The organism is Endozoicomonas montiporae CL-33 (assembly GCF_001583435.1).
GTDB classification, from domain to species: domain Bacteria; phylum Pseudomonadota; class Gammaproteobacteria; order Pseudomonadales; family Endozoicomonadaceae; genus Endozoicomonas_A; species Endozoicomonas_A montiporae.
In genome coordinates this window covers 2,850,342-2,866,138 of sequence record NZ_CP013251.1, presented here as the reverse complement: position 1 = coordinate 2,866,138, position 15,797 = coordinate 2,850,342, and the positions used below count along the sequence as shown (strand labels likewise).

The window sequence follows — 15,797 nt, the reverse complement described above, 5'->3', positions numbered from 1 at the left end:
GCAATCCCTCCTGTCTGTTGTATCATCCAGCTTTATTGATTGACCATGACGCTTTATCACTGCCGGTTTCGGTAGCGATAAGGCTCGATGTTGGACTGGCTGGTGAATATTCTCATTAAATTTACAAAACGATTTCTGGCAGTCATTGCTGTACTGCTTCTTCTACTACTGTTTTTTCTCACCATCGGCTTTCGTGTTGACCTGAGTCCATGGCGAGATACTATTCTGGGAGTGGCCAATAACGCATTGCCCTATCATCTGGCGTTGGAGGGCGATATCGAAGCCAGAGTGTCTCTTCGCCCCTCTGTCAAAATTACCAACGCTCGACTCGCCCCTCGCTCAAACCCTGAAGCGTCAATGGTGGATGTTGGCCTGATCAGCGCCAAAATAGGTGTATTGCCACTGTTACGTAATACGGTTGATATTGATCATATTCTGGCTGAAAACGTCGCTGTTCGACTGGAACGTAGCGAGCAGGGGAAAGCCAACTGGGAGATAGATAGCACTGAGCCTGATAAAAACAGCTCGGCGAATGATTCTCCTGCCAGCTCATCAGGAAGCTCCGGCCTGCCATCCGGCTTTGAGCTGAAGATTGACCAACAGGTGGCTGTTAAGAACTTGTCATTTGTCTACGACGACCAGCAGGACGACATACAGTTTGATGGGCGTATGGATGATCTGGTTCTGTCAGCAGACGACGCCGATAACCTGGTTTTTCATGCCGAGGGAGAAATGCAGGGTGTTGGCTGGGCAGTGAATGCCAAAACAGCACTCAGCCAGCACCTGAAGGGACAGGCAGGCAATATTGAGCTGCAAGCCATGCTGGACGATGCCCGCCTGAGCATACAAGGAGAGTTTAACCTGGCTAAAAAGCAGGATTCTCAGTTCCAGCTTGAAATCAGGGCACCCACAGCTCCGGTACTCGAAACCTTTGCTGGCAGCGAAGTGGCACGCATGGCACCCATATCGGTAGACAGTCGTGTGACGATGAACCCGGCTGCTCTGCTTCTGAACGACATCAACATTGAGCTGGCAGAGAGTGATCTGTCCGGCCAGCTGGAAGTTCGGCGTGGCAAGCCACCACGACTGAGTGGCAGCTTGTCCATGAACCAGCTGAACTTTACCCCCTGGCTGGAACAGGCGGATACGACGGAGGATGACCCGGAGGTTCAGGAGCCAAACACGGCTACTGCCAGTCAGGACAGCGAACCTGAAGAAGAGGTTCTCCCCCTCAATCAGCTGGTGAACAACTGGTTAAACAGTGCAGTGGTTAATCTTGATGTTGAAATCGGTGAAACGATTGGTTTACCGGTATCCGTGTCGGATACTCACATCACCGTTGAAATGGCTGACGGTCAATTGAAAGCACCGGTGTCGGTGGTGATTGAAGGCATCAACCTTTCCGGTCACTGGGAAACTACGGCCAGTGAGCGCCGTATTCGTACAGAAGCGGCGCTGTCGGCACAGCAAGCCAATATTGGTCCTTTAATGGCATGGCTGATGGAAGCACCTGCCAAAGGGGAGGTGGATGCTTTCTCTCTGAATGTTCATTCAAGAGGTCGCTCGGTGGCTCGCCTGATTCGCAATGCCCGTCTGGAACTGGCAATGGAGAACGGGCGCTTGCTGGTCAATGACAATGAAGACTGGCGGGTTCGAACAGCCAATGCCAGCATGGGGCTGACGAAGAATACGGAAGTGTCCGTGGATGCCGATCTTTTGTCTATTCCGGTAGACATCACGATGCAGGCCGACCCACTGATCGCCATTCGCAGGGGTAAAGACTGGCATCTTGATCTGCAGGTGAACAGTCCGGCCTTTACCGCCAGTGCAAAAGGTTTTGTTGCCGAATCCGGCTTTGGTGAAAACAGTCAGTTTGCCATTGAAATGAATGCGACTCATCTGGGTGACCTGTCCAGATGGTTGGGGGTAAAACCTGATGTTAAAGAACCCATGCGTTTTCGCGGCAGTCTGCATAATCAGCGGGCATCTCTGGGCATTGCCTTATCGCAACTGGTGATTGGTGAATCGACCGGCAAACTGGACATTGACTGGATTCGCAAAGAAGAGGGTGGACTCGCGAAAATAGTGGCCAGATTACCCAGACTCAATGTTGACCAGTTGGTGACCTTGTTTCCTGAGGGTAAAGAGTTTCCAGAGGGTGAAGCACCATCAACCGGACAAGCAACCGGACAAAAGAGCAATGACACACCATCGGAAGATGGCTTTAAGCTGGATGTGCCGCTGCTGGCTGACGAGATCTACATTGCCGATGCCGATATTGATTTCCGCATGGACTCACTGTTTGTCGCAGGACAAACCCTCAGTGACCTGAAATTCTCCGGCTATATCCGTGATGGTCGGCTAAAACCCAGTCCACTGTCGGCTATTTATGCAGGTTCCTATTTCTATGGTGATCTGGCACTGGATTTACGTCACCAAACCATTGCATCCGACTTTAATCTGAATGTTGATCGACCTGACTTTGGTCGTATGATGTCCGAGCTGGGCGTCATTGACGACGTTGATGTCACTTTGGACAAAGCCCGCTTTAACCTCAAGTTACGCGGTGAAACCATTGCGGAACTGATCAGAACAGTTGAACTGCAGGCCGCACTGGATGGTGGTTTGCTTCGTCTGAATAATGGCAATGGCGAAGTCTCTGATGTATTGCTGAATGCCGGAACCATCACAGCCCGTCCAAATCTGCGAACAACGCTGAAAATGGACGGTGAGCTGAAAAATCTGCCTGTGACGTTTGAAGTCAGCTTTAACCCGCTGAACCGTCTGCTGACCAATCCAAAAAACGTCAATATGCAGCTGTCGGCACATATTAATGATATGACGTTTATGTCCTATGCCATGGTGAACCTGCCTATCGAACGGCGTACAGCCAGACTCGGACTTATCTTTAAAACGCCGTCACTGACCAGACTGAACCCGCTGCTGGATGTTGATATGCCGCCTTATGGTCCAGTCGGTGTCAATGGTCGTTTAGGTATGAAACCCACCGGCTTTGAAATAGCCCAGTCAAAAATCACGGTAGGCGACAGTGAACTGACGGGGAAGATTGAACTGAAGACTGAAAGTAAACCGGAGCTGGATATCCAGCTGACAGCCTCATCGATTCAGCTTAATGACTTCAGAACCGGTGACTGGAAAGCCTGGTCCAGCGAAGATAATGAAGAGGAAACGGTGGCTGAGACACCGGCAGAAAATGATGAAGAAGAGCCATCACTGCTCAGTGCCGAAATTCTTCATCGCCTGAACATGAATTTCCGTCTGGACGTTGATGAAGTGTTATCAGGCGACGATCATCTGGGTGAAGGTCAGTTGTACCTGAAACTTCAGGAAGGTGATCTGTCTCTTAACCCACTCTATATTGCTTTGCCCGGTGGTGAGATCAATGCTCATGGTCACCTGAGGGCGCAGGAAGATGGATTTGCCATTGGCCTGAAAGCCGATATCGATCGTCTGGATTACGGTGTGTTGGCCCGTCGCATTGATCCTTATACGAAAATGCAGGGTGACATCAGCTTCAGAATGGATATTGAGACTGTGGCGCAAACACCGGAAGACCTGTTCAGCCATGCTAAGGGAGATTTTGGGTTTGCAGTATGGCCAAGAGACTTTGAAGCCGGAATTATCGATCTCTGGGCCGTTGGTCTGGCGACAGCGGTATTGCCCCGACTGGGTCCCAGTGATCCTTCCCAGCTGAACTGTGCCGTCGGAACCTTTCAACTGGAGGATGGCCAGATGAAAGACAATGTTCTGATGCTGGACACTTCGAAAATGCAGGTACTGGGGCATTCCGACATTGACTTTACCCATGAGAAAATCAACCTGGTGCTGGTACCCAGAGCCAAAACCGCGCAGATATTTGGCTTGTCATTGCCAGTGATGGTGAGCGGCAGTTTCAATGACTTTGGCTTTGGCATACCGTCTGGTGAACTGATTGTCACAACGATTCGGTTCCTGACCAGCCCGGTGGTAGCACCGCTTCGCTGGTTACTGGAACAGCCACTGGAAGAAAACGGCAGTCATCTCTGTACACAGATGTACAACGAGTCTGTTAAACCGCCTTTGAAGTAAATTCATATTACCTGTTGATGATGGGTACTTCGGGCTTTGGCTTGAGTACCCTTAAATTGTTAAAGACTTACAGCGAGCCTTGGTTATTGTTGCACCTGAAGGCGCATTGTTCAGATAGAACTGTTTAAAAAAAGATCATTAGTGCGCCAATTGGTGAGCTTACAAAAAATTTACTCAATTTCATTTAAGTTTTTTATGTAACTGTTTGGTTCAGAGATGAAAAGCTTTGATCGATGAATAAATCGCCAAATGACCAGTATGGACAATCAGGTATCAGTATATGATCGTTCTGTCTTTATAAAATGTCTGAATCAGACAGTCTGTATTGATCATTGGTTTAAATACAATCACTTTAAATGATCAATATTTTTGACGATGTAGACTTTAACATTGCATTAATTTGATTTAACAATCTGTAACATAGCTTTTGCCAATCAGTAGCCTTGTCGCTTTAAATGGGTTTTGCTAATTTATGTCACGCAAAAATAACGAATAAAAAAGTCAGTCATCACGCAGCATCAAGCAATAGTCATTTCACTTCGATAAGGGAGAGTGTATGCATTCTTATACAACAGAGCCAGGTGTCAGCTTTTTTATTAGCGACGGTGGTCAGATTATTTCCAGAGATGGAAAAAGTAAACTACGGGAAGCCATTCGCGATAATCGTGGTATGAGTGTTATGGCTATCAGCGAAGATGACAATTGTGTCGTGTCAGTGAAGCTCGATCCACACCGCGGTCTGGTGGCAGACTATATGCCCATGTCCCGAAAAACGATCTGGTCCATCATGAGTTCCAAAGACCAGGCCAGAAAAGATGCCATGCGTGCATCCAGTAACAACCCAAAACGCTATGCAAAGGAGCAGGGCTTGCAACCGGGTTCCGTTAAGTACCACTCTTACCTGATTGAATTTGATCGTGTTTTTAATAAAACCCGTAAAAGAAAAACTATCAAGCTTATGTAATTTTACTGCTGTCTCAACAATTACACTATTTTTTCATTGGGAATATATTGCGAGTTAGATAATTTTAAAAAACTCGATAAGTTTCTTTTAAATCTACAATTTATGCTTAATTATTTACAGCAGGTTACTTGTTTGCTTTCGTTAGTTAATGGTTTGAATTATCTATTGAGTCATCGCTTTTTAAATGAAAATAAATCAGGACTGTGTGTTTTCAGTTGATATGCAACACTGTGCAATGACCTATTGTTGCGTTCAACAATTAACATAGACAGCGGGCGCAGGCCAGCCTCAATTACTATCAAGTAAAAGAGTAGCCACTTAAATCTGGTACATTTATACAAGATTTACCTGTGTTCGAACCCACAAAAATACGGTTGATTTATCCTAATTTGCGAACGATAATGATTCTCATTAAAGATGAGGGGACGTTATGGCTCAGTGGCAAGACATAACCCTGCAGGGGAATGAAGCGTATCGTTTGAAACAGTGGGATCGTGCTGAAGTCGCCTATTGCAAGGCAGTCAGCACAATAGAGGCCGAGTGGTTTGTGAAGCTGGAAGACATCTCACTGCTAATGGGATGGGTGGCGAATATGCACAATCTGGGATGCCTTTATGAGCAGACCGACAACATTCAGCAAGCCAGTCATCACTACCTGATGCCGTATCGCAGAGTGTTGCTGTTAATGAAAGAGGACTGTTTTTCAACCGAGTTTCAGCACTACCTGCTGTATGCCATGAGAACGGTCTCTAAAGCGTTGTTGAATTTCTCTCACCGTCACCGGGTTTGTCAGTGCTGCGAAGAAAAAATGGCGGAAATTCGAGAGTGGCTCAAGCAGTATCCACAACCATTAATGATGTCAGCTTATAATCTCTCTATAGAAAGAAGTGAGCTATGCAGTTCTCCTCATTCGGGCTTTACCAGCAGCGATTCAGTTCACTAGAAAAGTCATGAAATCCCAATACAGCCCGATGATGCCAGTCGGGCTTTCAGATCTTGATCATCCTTTGGTAGTGGCACAGTTCTGTGATTCTAGCCCTGTCTGCTAAAATACGACATTCGGCAACTTTGAAAAATGCGGTTTAAAAATGTGCCTTACGCAAGTCCTCTGTACAACATGTGGCAGTAACCAAGTTCGGCCTTTCGGATACAGCACTCATGATGTTCCACGATACTATTGCTGTAATGACAAATGTGAAATCAAAACCTTCATGCTTGAATATCGCTACAAGGCCTGTGAGCCTGGCGTTAAAGAAAAAATCATCGATATGGCAATAAATGGCAGCGGAATCAGGGATACAAGTAAAGTACTCGGAATAAGCAAGACAACAGTAATAAAGACTCTAAAAAAAAAGAAAGCGGTCTGGTAAAGGTCAACCCAAATATTCAAACTATTGATCTCAAGTCAGATGCAATTATTCATGTAGGGCTTGTCTGCCAAGAGGCTGAGCTAGATGAGCAGTGGTCGTATGTTCATGATAAATCGAACCAACGCTGGCTTTGGTATGCTGTTGATCACGCTACAAATACCGTGCTTGCTTATGTTTTCGGAAAACGGAAAGATGAAGTTTTTAAAGAACTCAAAACACTTCTGAAGCCATTTGGTATTAATAAATTTTACACCGATGATTGGGGAGCCTATGAGCGACACCTTGATGAAAACATGCATATTATTGGTAAAGCAAACACTCAGAAGATAGAGCGTAAAAACCTTAATTTTCGGACTTGGATTAAACGGTTGGCCAGAAAGACAATTTGTTTTTCAAAGCTCGAAAAGATGCACGATATTGTTATTGGATTATTGATTAATAAAGTTGAGTTTGGGGTCAATATTCACGCGATATAACAGTTCTGGCCCACTACCCATCCTTTTTCTCAAATGAGTTAATCGTCGGATGTCGTCAAATGTGAATCATTATCACATATCGTCAATGTGATGTTCGAAAAATCCACAAACCTCTGGACGACTTTCCGGGTTTCTTCAATACTGGTTTGATACTTCAGGAATACGCAGATTCGGATTGTGTCGAACAGCGATACCTGTAGGCAAATGCCTGAAAGGAAGGGTTAATGACATAGCCTGAACCGAAAGGCACTTTATCAGTCAGTTGCTGTTTTATGAAGTCTGATGCACTTTACAATAAAAAAAACAGGTAATGATCATGATTTACGAGCGTCCCGGACACCCCGATTCACCTGTCACCTTTAAACATCGTTACGAAAATTATATTGGTGGTGAATGGGTGCCTTCTGTTAAAGGCAAGTATTTTGAAAATATTTCACCGGTGACGGGTGAAGCCATTTGCGAAGTGGCCCGGTCATCGGAAGAAGACATCAATCTGGCACTGGATGCTGCTCATGCCGCTAAGGCGGGCTGGGGCAAAACCTCGGCCACTGAACGATCGAATCTGCTGTTAAAAATCGCGGATCGTATTGAACAAAATCTGGAAATGCTGGCCGTGGCAGAAACCTGGGATAACGGCAAGGCGGTCAGGGAAACGCTGGCTGCCGACATTCCACTGGCGGTTGATCATTTCCGTTACTTTGCCGGATGTATTCGTGCCCAGGAAGGTGGTGCTGCGGATCTGGACAGTAATACAGTGTCGTATCACTTTCATGAACCCCCGGGCGTGGTGGGCCAGATTATTCCCTGGAACTTTCCAATCCTGATGGCTGCATGGAAACTGGCACCGGCGCTGGCTGCGGGTAACTGCGTGGTGCTCAAACCTGCCGAGCAGACACCGGCTTCCATCATGGTGTTGATGGAGCTGGTGGGTGACCTGTTACCGCCCGGCGTGATTAATATCGTTAATGGCTATGGTTCGGAAGCCGGTGAAGCCCTGGCCACCAGCCAGCGGATCGCCAAGATTGCCTTTACCGGATCAACCCCTGTGGGCTCTCACATTCTAAAATGCGCTGCGGAAAATATTATTCCTTCTACAGTAGAGCTGGGCGGCAAATCACCCAATATCTATTTTGAAGATGTGCTGCAACATGAAGATGAGTATCTCAGCAAATGTGTTGAAGGCACTGTACTGGCGTTTTTCAATCAGGGTGAGGTGTGTACCTGTCCTTCAAGAGCACTGATTCAGGAATCGATATACGACGAATTTATCACGAAAGTGGTGGAGCGAGCCGGACACATCAAGCGTGGTAACCCTCTGGATACCGAGACGCAGGTAGGAGCCCAGGCATCCCTTGAGCAGTTCGAGAAAATCATGAGCTATCTCGAAATTGGTCGTAATGAAGGTGTGCAGTTCCTGATTGGTGGCGATAAAGCCGATGTGGGCACCGGCTATGTCAAAGGCTTTTATATCCAGCCAACCCTGATGAAGGGCAGTAATGATATGCGGGTCTTTCAGGAAGAAATCTTCGGGCCGGTGGTGGGTGTGACCACCTTTAAAGATGAAGCCGAAGCGCTGGCGCTGGCTAATGATACCCAGTACGGGCTGGGAGCCGGCGTCTGGACCCGTGATATTAACCGGGCTTTCCGGATGGGGCGTGGCATTGAAGCAGGTCGGGTGTGGACCAACTGCTACCATCAGTATCCGGCTCATGCCGCCTTTGGTGGTTATAAAAAGTCGGGTGTCGGACGCGAGACGCATAAACTGGCTCTGGAGCAGTATCAGCAAACCAAAAATCTGCTGGTCAGCTACGATATCAATCCACTGGGATTCTTTTAAACTCAACCACTGTAAAAGGCTCTGTGATGTTTCGGAGCCTTCACGGAAAGCCTGACTCAGTCGATAGCATTCAGGCTTTCTATTAATATTTTCCATTAATACTATGGGCGGTAGAAACCGTCACTGAGAATGGATCATGGACCCGATCAAACTGCTGCCCAATTTGCCCGACTGGATTTCTATTCCCGTGGCCATCACGATGGTTGCGTTGCACCTTGGCTCTCATTTAAAGCCGGTTTTTCAGAATATGGGTGTGCAGTCCCAGACGGTAAAGCGCAAGCGGGAAGAGCTTGAGTTATTAAAAATCCAGTTTGAACTCACTGAAATCAAACAGAAGCTGGGTATGCCTGTGGCAGAGCAGGCTAAGGATCTGATGGCAAAGATCGAATTATGATGGACCCCATAAACTGGACAGGTAGCTAAGTTAAGTTTTCTGGCTGTAAGATGACCCTGCAGGAGGGAATCATGACAGCAAAAAGAAAACGACATAAGCCCGAATTTAAGGCACAGGTAGCACTCGAAGCCTACAAGGGCGAAAAGACCATAAACCAGCTGGCAAGCGAACACGAAGTTGCAGCCGTTCAGGTTAGCCAGTGGAAGCGACAGCTACTCCAGGGGGTTCCAGAAGTCTTCGGCAGGGCACGGCCAGAGGTAGATCCAGATGCGCTCACTGCCCCCCTGTATCAGGAGATCGGACGGCTTAAAATGGAGCTGGACTGGTTGAAAAAAAAATCTGGCAATGTCCATTGATGACAAACGGAGATGCATAGACCCGGATCACTCGAAGATCAGCATTCAGCGCCAATGTGAACTGGTTGGGTTAAGCAGGTCAAGCTGGTATTACCAAGCTTCTCCAGCTTTGGAAAGCCCTGAGAATCTGAATCTGATGAGGCTCATTGATGAGCAGTATACACGTACACCGTTTTACGGCAGTCGTAAGATAACTGCATGGCTGAATGAGCAGGGCTTTCCGGTCAACAGGAAGCGTATACAGCGACTTATGAGGCTGATGGGCATACAGGCTGTCGGACCAAAACCGGGCACAAGCCTGAGAAACAAAGAGCATAAGGTTTACCCGTACTTGTTGAACGGCGTTGATATTGTGAGACCCAATCAGGTCTGGAGTACTGATATTACGTACTGCCCGATGCCTCAGGGGTTTATGTATCTGGTTGCCATTATTGACTGGTACAGCCGTTACGTGGTCAGCTGGGAGCTGTCGAACACACTGGATGCAGACTTCTGTATTCATGCGCTGGGTCGAGCTTTGGAACAAGGTGAACCTGATATATTCAACACTGACCAAGGGTGTCAGTTTACCAGTAATGATTTTCTGGCACCTCTTCAGGAACGGGAAATACGTATCAGCATGGACGGGAAAGGGCGAGCACTGGATAACATTTTTGTCGAGAGGCTGTGGCGCTCCGTCAAACATGAATGGCTGTACACGCATGAATTTCAGACTGTTCCAGAGCTTTATACTGGGCTGGATGAATACTTTGAGTTTTACAACACTGAACGATTACACCAGTCGTTGAGTTATAAAACGCCTAAGGCAATTCACTTTGCATGAGGGCTTTGGACCACTGCCAGGACTTAACTTAAATTTGTTGGTTTACTGTCTTGACAGTGGGGTCCACCATAAATCCAACGAGCGCTTTTCCGAGGTAGATATTCCGGATGACCCCATATTATCCCGACCAAGACGCTTTCTGTACGGGATGATCGGTTCAATAGTGCCTTCCATTCTCGAGTTGCTGTTTGTCAATCACAGTTTCTTTACCGAATCGAGTCATGAAGATGTTATTATGGTTCTGTCGCGGATTATCGTATTCGCAGTGATTGGCGGGTTAGTCTGCACCTTCCTGACCAAAAGAACCTGTTCCCGTCAGGTCTGTTTTATGTCGGGCTTGTGTATGGCAGTGATCTTTTCGGTATTAATACGCTGACGAGTCTACTCTTGTCTCGTATCACTGTTTTTCTTCAGGGATGAAGACGTATGTCTCATCTGACAACATCATGGTTTCGAACAGGCTCTGCTCTTGCCGTTCTCATGGCTGCTGTATCGGGCAGTCTGCAGGCGGATTCACTTCAGTATCAGCTGTCGGGTGTTGAAGGTCGCGACAAAAAAAATATCGAGCTGCATCTGCAAAGCCTTCCCGAAGTGGAGGCAAAAGACTTTTCATTCTATAAAAACACCATCAAGGAGACTGTCCGGCAGGCACTGGAACCTTATGGTTATTATGACTCCGTTGTGCAGTTATCACTCCCCGAGAATTCTGACAAGGTAGACATCCGTATCGAGCCGGGCAAACCGGTTCTGATCACCGCTGTTGATGTGCAAATCGAAGGCGAAGCATCCGGGGAAAAAAGTTTCCAGACACTACTGAAGAATCATGAATTAAAATCTGGTCAGGTATTCGAGCATGAGACCTACGAGGCGCTCAAACAATCACTGATGACTCAGGCCCAGCTAAGCGGTTTTTTTGATGCTCAGTGGAAAGTTGCGACGGTGGAGGTCAATCCTGTCAGTTACAGTGCGGAGGTGCATCTGAAGTTTGATTCTGGCAGGCGTTACCGGTTTGGTGACGTTCACTATGTGGATGAAACCCGTGCAACCCGCAGACTGGTCAATGCCATACTGAACTTTAAGACAGGGGAAGGTTATGATGCGACCAAACTGGTCAAACTGTATAACGACCTCTCGGCTACCGGTTATTTCAAGCACGTGGACGTGCAACCTTTGCGGGAAAAGGCAGAGAACTATTCAATCCCGGTAAGGATTGATGTCTCTCCCAGAAGAAACCATGAAATTGAAACCGGCATTGGCTTTTCAACCGACGAAGGCCCGAGATTTTCCCTGGGCTGGAATAAACCCTGGGTCAACAACCGTGGGCACAGTTTCAGTGCCGATGCTTACCTGTCTACCATACGCACTGAAGTCAGCACCAGTTACAAAATTCCAACGGGCAATCCGCTACTGGACTTTTACAGCCTGCAAACCGGTTATCAGCATAAGAATCTCGAAGATACCAACAGTAAGTTGTATTCGGCGGCGCTGCACAAGTGGCTCAAAATACCGGATGGCTGGAACCGGGACTGGTTTATCCGTCTTGAGGCCGAACATTACGATCAGGCCAGCGACAGGGACAACAGTCTGTTGCTGATCCCCGGAGTGGCACTCAATCGTAAAAATGCCACGGGCAGCCTGAATCCGGTCAGAGGCACTGCGCATGATTTTAAAATTGAGCTGTCTCCGGGCGTATCAGGGGCTGATACCCGCTTTGTAAAAGTCTGGGGTCGTACAAAATGGCTCGATACCTTTGCCAGTCGTCATCGTCTACTGGCTCGTGCAGAGCAGGGAGCCACCTGGGTGCGCAGTGTGTCCAACCTGCCGCCGTCCCTGCGGTTCTTTACCGGTGGTGACCAGACCGTCAGAGGGTATGACTACGATACCATTTCCCCCAAAAACCAGAATGGCAAACTCACCGGTGGTATTTACCTTTCTGTGGTGAGTCTGGAATATGCCTATAAGCTGGTGGATAAATGGTGGCTGGCAGTGTTTACCGATTCAGGAACAGTCACCAATAACTATGATGATCCATGGAAAGTGGGTTCCGGTGTCGGCGTGCGCTGGATCACTCCATTAGGGCCATTGCGTCTTGACCTGGCGTTTGCCGTCAGTGAGCCGGGATCACCCTGGCGACTGCACTTTACCATTGGGCCGGAACTGTGAAACGGACAATTACACGACTACTTTGCATCGTTACTGGTAGCTGTGCGCTGACGGTGATAGCGGTGGCATCATTGTTGTTAACGCTGTTGTTGACCAGTCAGGGCAATCGCTGGCTCTGGCAGATCGCCATCTCGCAGTTGCCACAGCTGCAGGGAGAGCTGGTGGACGGTTCATTACTGCATGGCTGGCAGTTCCGTTCCCTGCAATGGCATCAATCGGATGATGTTATCGATCTCACGGTTGATATTCAGCAGCTGTCGCTTTCTTTATCGGCTGAGCGCTTATTACACGGTGAATTGCTGGTTGAATCCCTGAGTATCAAACGAATAGACATTGTTAATCGTTCATCGGGTGATGATAGTCAGAATAAAGAAGACAGCGGCATCACTATTCCGTCGTTTACTATGCCTCTGCCAGTAGAGATTAAAGCTCTTAAGATTGATGAACTGAACTATTCCCAGCTAGACAGTGACTTGCAGCTAGAGAACCTTCTGCTGTCGGCCAGAGCCGAACGACAGCAGTTTGATATCAGACAGTTTGCTGTGTCACATGCTTATGGCAACCTTCAGGCTAATGGACGTGTTTCACTGTCTGCACCTTATCCTTTGACTGCCCGACTGGTTATTCAGCCGGATGACCGGTTATACGACCAGCTGAAGACAGAGGGAGCAACACTGCCTGAAATCAAGTTGCCAGACATCGGGATTTCTCTGTCAGGCACTCTGACGGATTATCAAATCAGACTGGACAGCAAGGACAACCAGCAGAACCCTCATCTATTGATAGTGGATGGTGATTTGTCCGGCAGCCTTGAACAGCTGATGATACAGCCACTGAATGCCCGGTGGTTGCAACAAACGATGAGTCTTAACGGGCAGCTGGGGTGGCAGAACGGCATAGAGTGGAGTGGCAAAATAAAGCTCAGTGATGTGAATCCGGAAACCCTGCTGCAGGGTTATCCGGGTCAGTTGTCGGGTATTGTTGCCACTACCGCCTCCATGAATGGACAACAATGGTTGGCTGAAGTATCACAGCTCAATGTATCAGGCATATTGCGAACGTTTCCGGTATCACTGTCGGGTCAGATACGTGCTGACAATGATCTGAACATCAAGGCCGACCATCTGGACCTGAATATTGGCAGTAATCATCTTCTGGTCAACGGTTCCATCAATCAGAACTGGAATTTAACCGGTACCCTGAATGCCCCCGGGCTGACAGAGCTTTATCCTCCATTGTCCGGTGACCTGTCGGGTGACTTCACACTGACCGGTAACCGACAATCCCCGCATGTTGAGTACCGTTTGAATGCAGATCAGCTGACCATGGATACCATCGTGGTTGATGGCTTAAAGTCGCAGGGACAGTTAAAAAGTTTGACTGCATCAGACAATCAGGCCCATCTTCAGATTGATGCTCTGAGTTTCAATAGGTATCATCAGACACTGAAGGCGATTGAACTGTCACTGACGGGTAATCCTGACGCGCACCGTCTGTCGCTTGATACCGGTGGCAAGGTGCTCAGCAGTCATTTACAACTGAACGGATCGCTGGCAGGTCAGCAATGGCAGGGAACCGTAAATGCACTGAATACTCAATCCATGCTGGGGCAGTGGAACCTGCAGACGCCGTTTGCCTTGCAGGCAACGCAAAACGAAATCCGAACAGAACCGTTCTGTTTAACCTCATTACCTGCCAGCTTCTGTCTGGGCAAAGGCCGTGTCAGTCAGCAGGATGTTCAGGTTGATTTTTCATTAAACCAGTTCGATGTTGAACAACTGGCGTCTTTTTTCCCGCCACACCTGCAATGGGAGTCTGAGCTGAATGCTTCAGGTGGTGTTGTGATACAGAAAGGGCAACCCTTTATTCATTTGAATGCCCATACCTCTGAAGGTGTATTAAGCGTGAATGAGCTGGAGGGAACCTATAACAAACTGGTTCTGAACAGCGAGCTGAAAGATGACCGGCTCGATGCAATCCTTGAATTTAAATCGCCGCAACTGGGTGTTGCAGACCTGAATGTTCAGGTGACCGATATTCAGCAATCGCGTTTGTTGAATGGACAGCTCACCATTGACCATCTGTTACTGGAACTGTTTCAACCTTTTATACCCGATACCCGCGATCTGAGTGGCAGTGCCGGGGCTCATTTGACTATGAGCGGCTCGTTGCACGATCCATTATTAAATGGCGAACTGATGATCAGTGATGTTTCGCTGGACAGTGAGTTCTGTGACGTTAATCGTGTTGATAGCCGGATGCTGATTCAGGGAGACAGCGCCGTGATCAGCGGTCAGCTGGATATTGGTGGGGGACACAGTGATCTCAATGGTACTTTATCCTGGAAAGACGGACAGTTTGCCGGATTGCTTCACCTGACAGGCAGTGATCTGCAATGCTCTGTCACAGGGATTGGCAGTATCTGGGCGTCACCAGATTTGCAGTTTAATCTTACGGATACACCGGAACTCGTGGGGTCGATTACGATTCCCAAAGCCCGTATTGAAATCAAAGGATTGCCGGAACAGGCCGTTTCAGTATCAGACGATGTGAAAGTCGTGGGACGTACGACGATCACTGAAGAACAGAGCCGTTCACCCATTGCTTTGAATACCACGGTTACACTCGGTGATGACGTGCGCATTCAGGCTTATGGTTTGGGTTCGAAATTAGGCGGTTCAATTGTGCTGAATCAATCAGATGACCAGCCATTAACAGGGCAGGGCAGTGTTGAGCTGGTGGAAGGGCGTTACCGTTATCTGGGACAGGATCTGATTATTAAAAAAGGTCAGATTATTTTTCAGGGGCCTTTGAATGCGCCATTTTTGAATCTCGACGCCATACGCAATCCTGATGTGACTCAGGATAATGTGACCGTGGGGGTCAAAGTCACAGGGCCGGTCAAAGCGCCTGAATGGTCGGTGTATTCCAATCCCACCTTATCCCAGCAGGAACAGTTCTCCTATCTGTTACGCGGGCGCTCTATTCAGACTGAGGGTGAAGGCATAGAGTCTGCTCTGCTGGGTTACGGGCTGGGCGAAATCAGTCAGACCGCGACCAAGCTGGGTGATCAACTGGGTATAAAAGACTTTTCGGTGGATACCAGCGGCTCCGGAGAAAATACACAGGTCTCGGTTGGTGGTTACATTGCGCCGGGACTCAGGCTTCAGTACGGAACCGGTATTTTCAACTCGGTGAGTGAAGTAAAAATCCGTTACGAGGTGCTTCCGAGGGTTTATTTGCAGGCAGTGAGTGGTCTGGGGCAGGCGCTGGATGTGTTTTATCGGTTTGATTTATAAAAATGCTATTGAACTAAACCAGCATT

The 15,797-nt window shown here is 47.9% G+C and carries 10 protein-coding genes; all 10 read left to right on the top strand.

Annotated elements, in window-relative coordinates; genetic code table 11:
• Positions 1–102: 102 nt before the first annotated feature.
• The 10 genes from EZMO1_RS13170 (at position 103) to EZMO1_RS13115 (ending at position 15,771) form a co-directional block, all read left to right on the top strand.
• A complete protein-coding gene (locus EZMO1_RS13170) occupies positions 103–4,089 on the top strand; it encodes an AsmA family protein (RefSeq protein ID WP_160174004.1) in 3,987 nt (1,328 codons plus the stop codon).
• 556 nt (positions 4,090–4,645) lie between these two features.
• A complete protein-coding gene (locus EZMO1_RS13165) occupies positions 4,646–5,053 on the top strand; it encodes a hypothetical protein (RefSeq protein WP_034872915.1) in 408 nt (135 codons plus the stop codon).
• 430 nt (positions 5,054–5,483) lie between these two features.
• Entirely contained in the window at positions 5,484–5,996 is a 513-nt protein-coding gene (locus EZMO1_RS13160) for a hypothetical protein (RefSeq protein ID WP_034872916.1), read from the top strand.
• Between the two features lie 145 nt (positions 5,997–6,141).
• Positions 6,142–6,899, top strand: a protein-coding gene (locus EZMO1_RS28155; protein ID WP_420809906.1) for an IS1 family transposase whose coding sequence is annotated in 2 segments (ribosomal slippage) — positions 6,142–6,409 and positions 6,409–6,899 — 759 coding nt in all. Because the reading frame shifts where the segments join, the coding sequence is not laid out codon by codon here.
• Between the two features lie 316 nt (positions 6,900–7,215).
• On the top strand, positions 7,216–8,736 hold the full coding sequence (exaC, locus tag EZMO1_RS13145; protein ID WP_034872917.1) for an acetaldehyde dehydrogenase ExaC: 1,521 nt from the start codon (positions 7,216–7,218) through the stop codon (positions 8,734–8,736).
• Between the two features lie 136 nt (positions 8,737–8,872).
• Complete coding sequence (locus tag EZMO1_RS13140; protein ID WP_034872918.1) at positions 8,873–9,130, top strand: hypothetical protein; 258 nt, start codon at positions 8,873–8,875, stop codon at positions 9,128–9,130.
• 71 nt (positions 9,131–9,201) lie between these two features.
• A protein-coding gene (locus EZMO1_RS13130; RefSeq protein WP_145912435.1) for an IS3 family transposase occupies positions 9,202–10,309 on the top strand; the annotation gives its coding sequence in 2 pieces (ribosomal slippage) (positions 9,202–9,470 and positions 9,469–10,309; 1,110 coding nt in all).
• Positions 10,310–10,346: 37 nt separating this feature from the next.
• Positions 10,347–10,685, top strand: coding sequence for a hypothetical protein (locus tag EZMO1_RS27305; protein ID WP_152557001.1), 339 nt, complete (start codon positions 10,347–10,349; stop codon positions 10,683–10,685).
• 50 nt (positions 10,686–10,735) lie between these two features.
• On the top strand, positions 10,736–12,472 hold the full coding sequence (gene tamA / locus EZMO1_RS13120) for an autotransporter assembly complex protein TamA (protein ID WP_051789298.1): 1,737 nt from the start codon (positions 10,736–10,738) through the stop codon (positions 12,470–12,472).
• A complete protein-coding gene (locus EZMO1_RS13115; protein ID WP_145912590.1) occupies positions 12,469–15,771 on the top strand; it encodes a translocation/assembly module TamB domain-containing protein in 3,303 nt (1,100 codons plus the stop codon). The genes tamA and EZMO1_RS13115 overlap by 4 nt, the downstream gene beginning before the upstream one ends.
• The last annotated feature ends 26 nt before the right edge of the window (positions 15,772–15,797 follow it).

Coding starts and splice junctions, on each gene's coding strand:
- exaC (WP_034872917.1), top strand. CDS start 7,216: ATGATTTACGAGCGTCCCGGACACCCCGATTCACCTGTCACCTTTAAA.
- EZMO1_RS13160 (WP_034872916.1), top strand. CDS start 5,484: ATGGCTCAGTGGCAAGACATAACCCTGCAGGGGAATGAAGCGTATCGT.
- EZMO1_RS13140 (WP_034872918.1), top strand. CDS start 8,873: ATGGACCCGATCAAACTGCTGCCCAATTTGCCCGACTGGATTTCTATT.
- tamA (WP_051789298.1), top strand. CDS start 10,736: ATGTCTCATCTGACAACATCATGGTTTCGAACAGGCTCTGCTCTTGCC.
- EZMO1_RS13165 (WP_034872915.1), top strand. CDS start 4,646: ATGCATTCTTATACAACAGAGCCAGGTGTCAGCTTTTTTATTAGCGAC.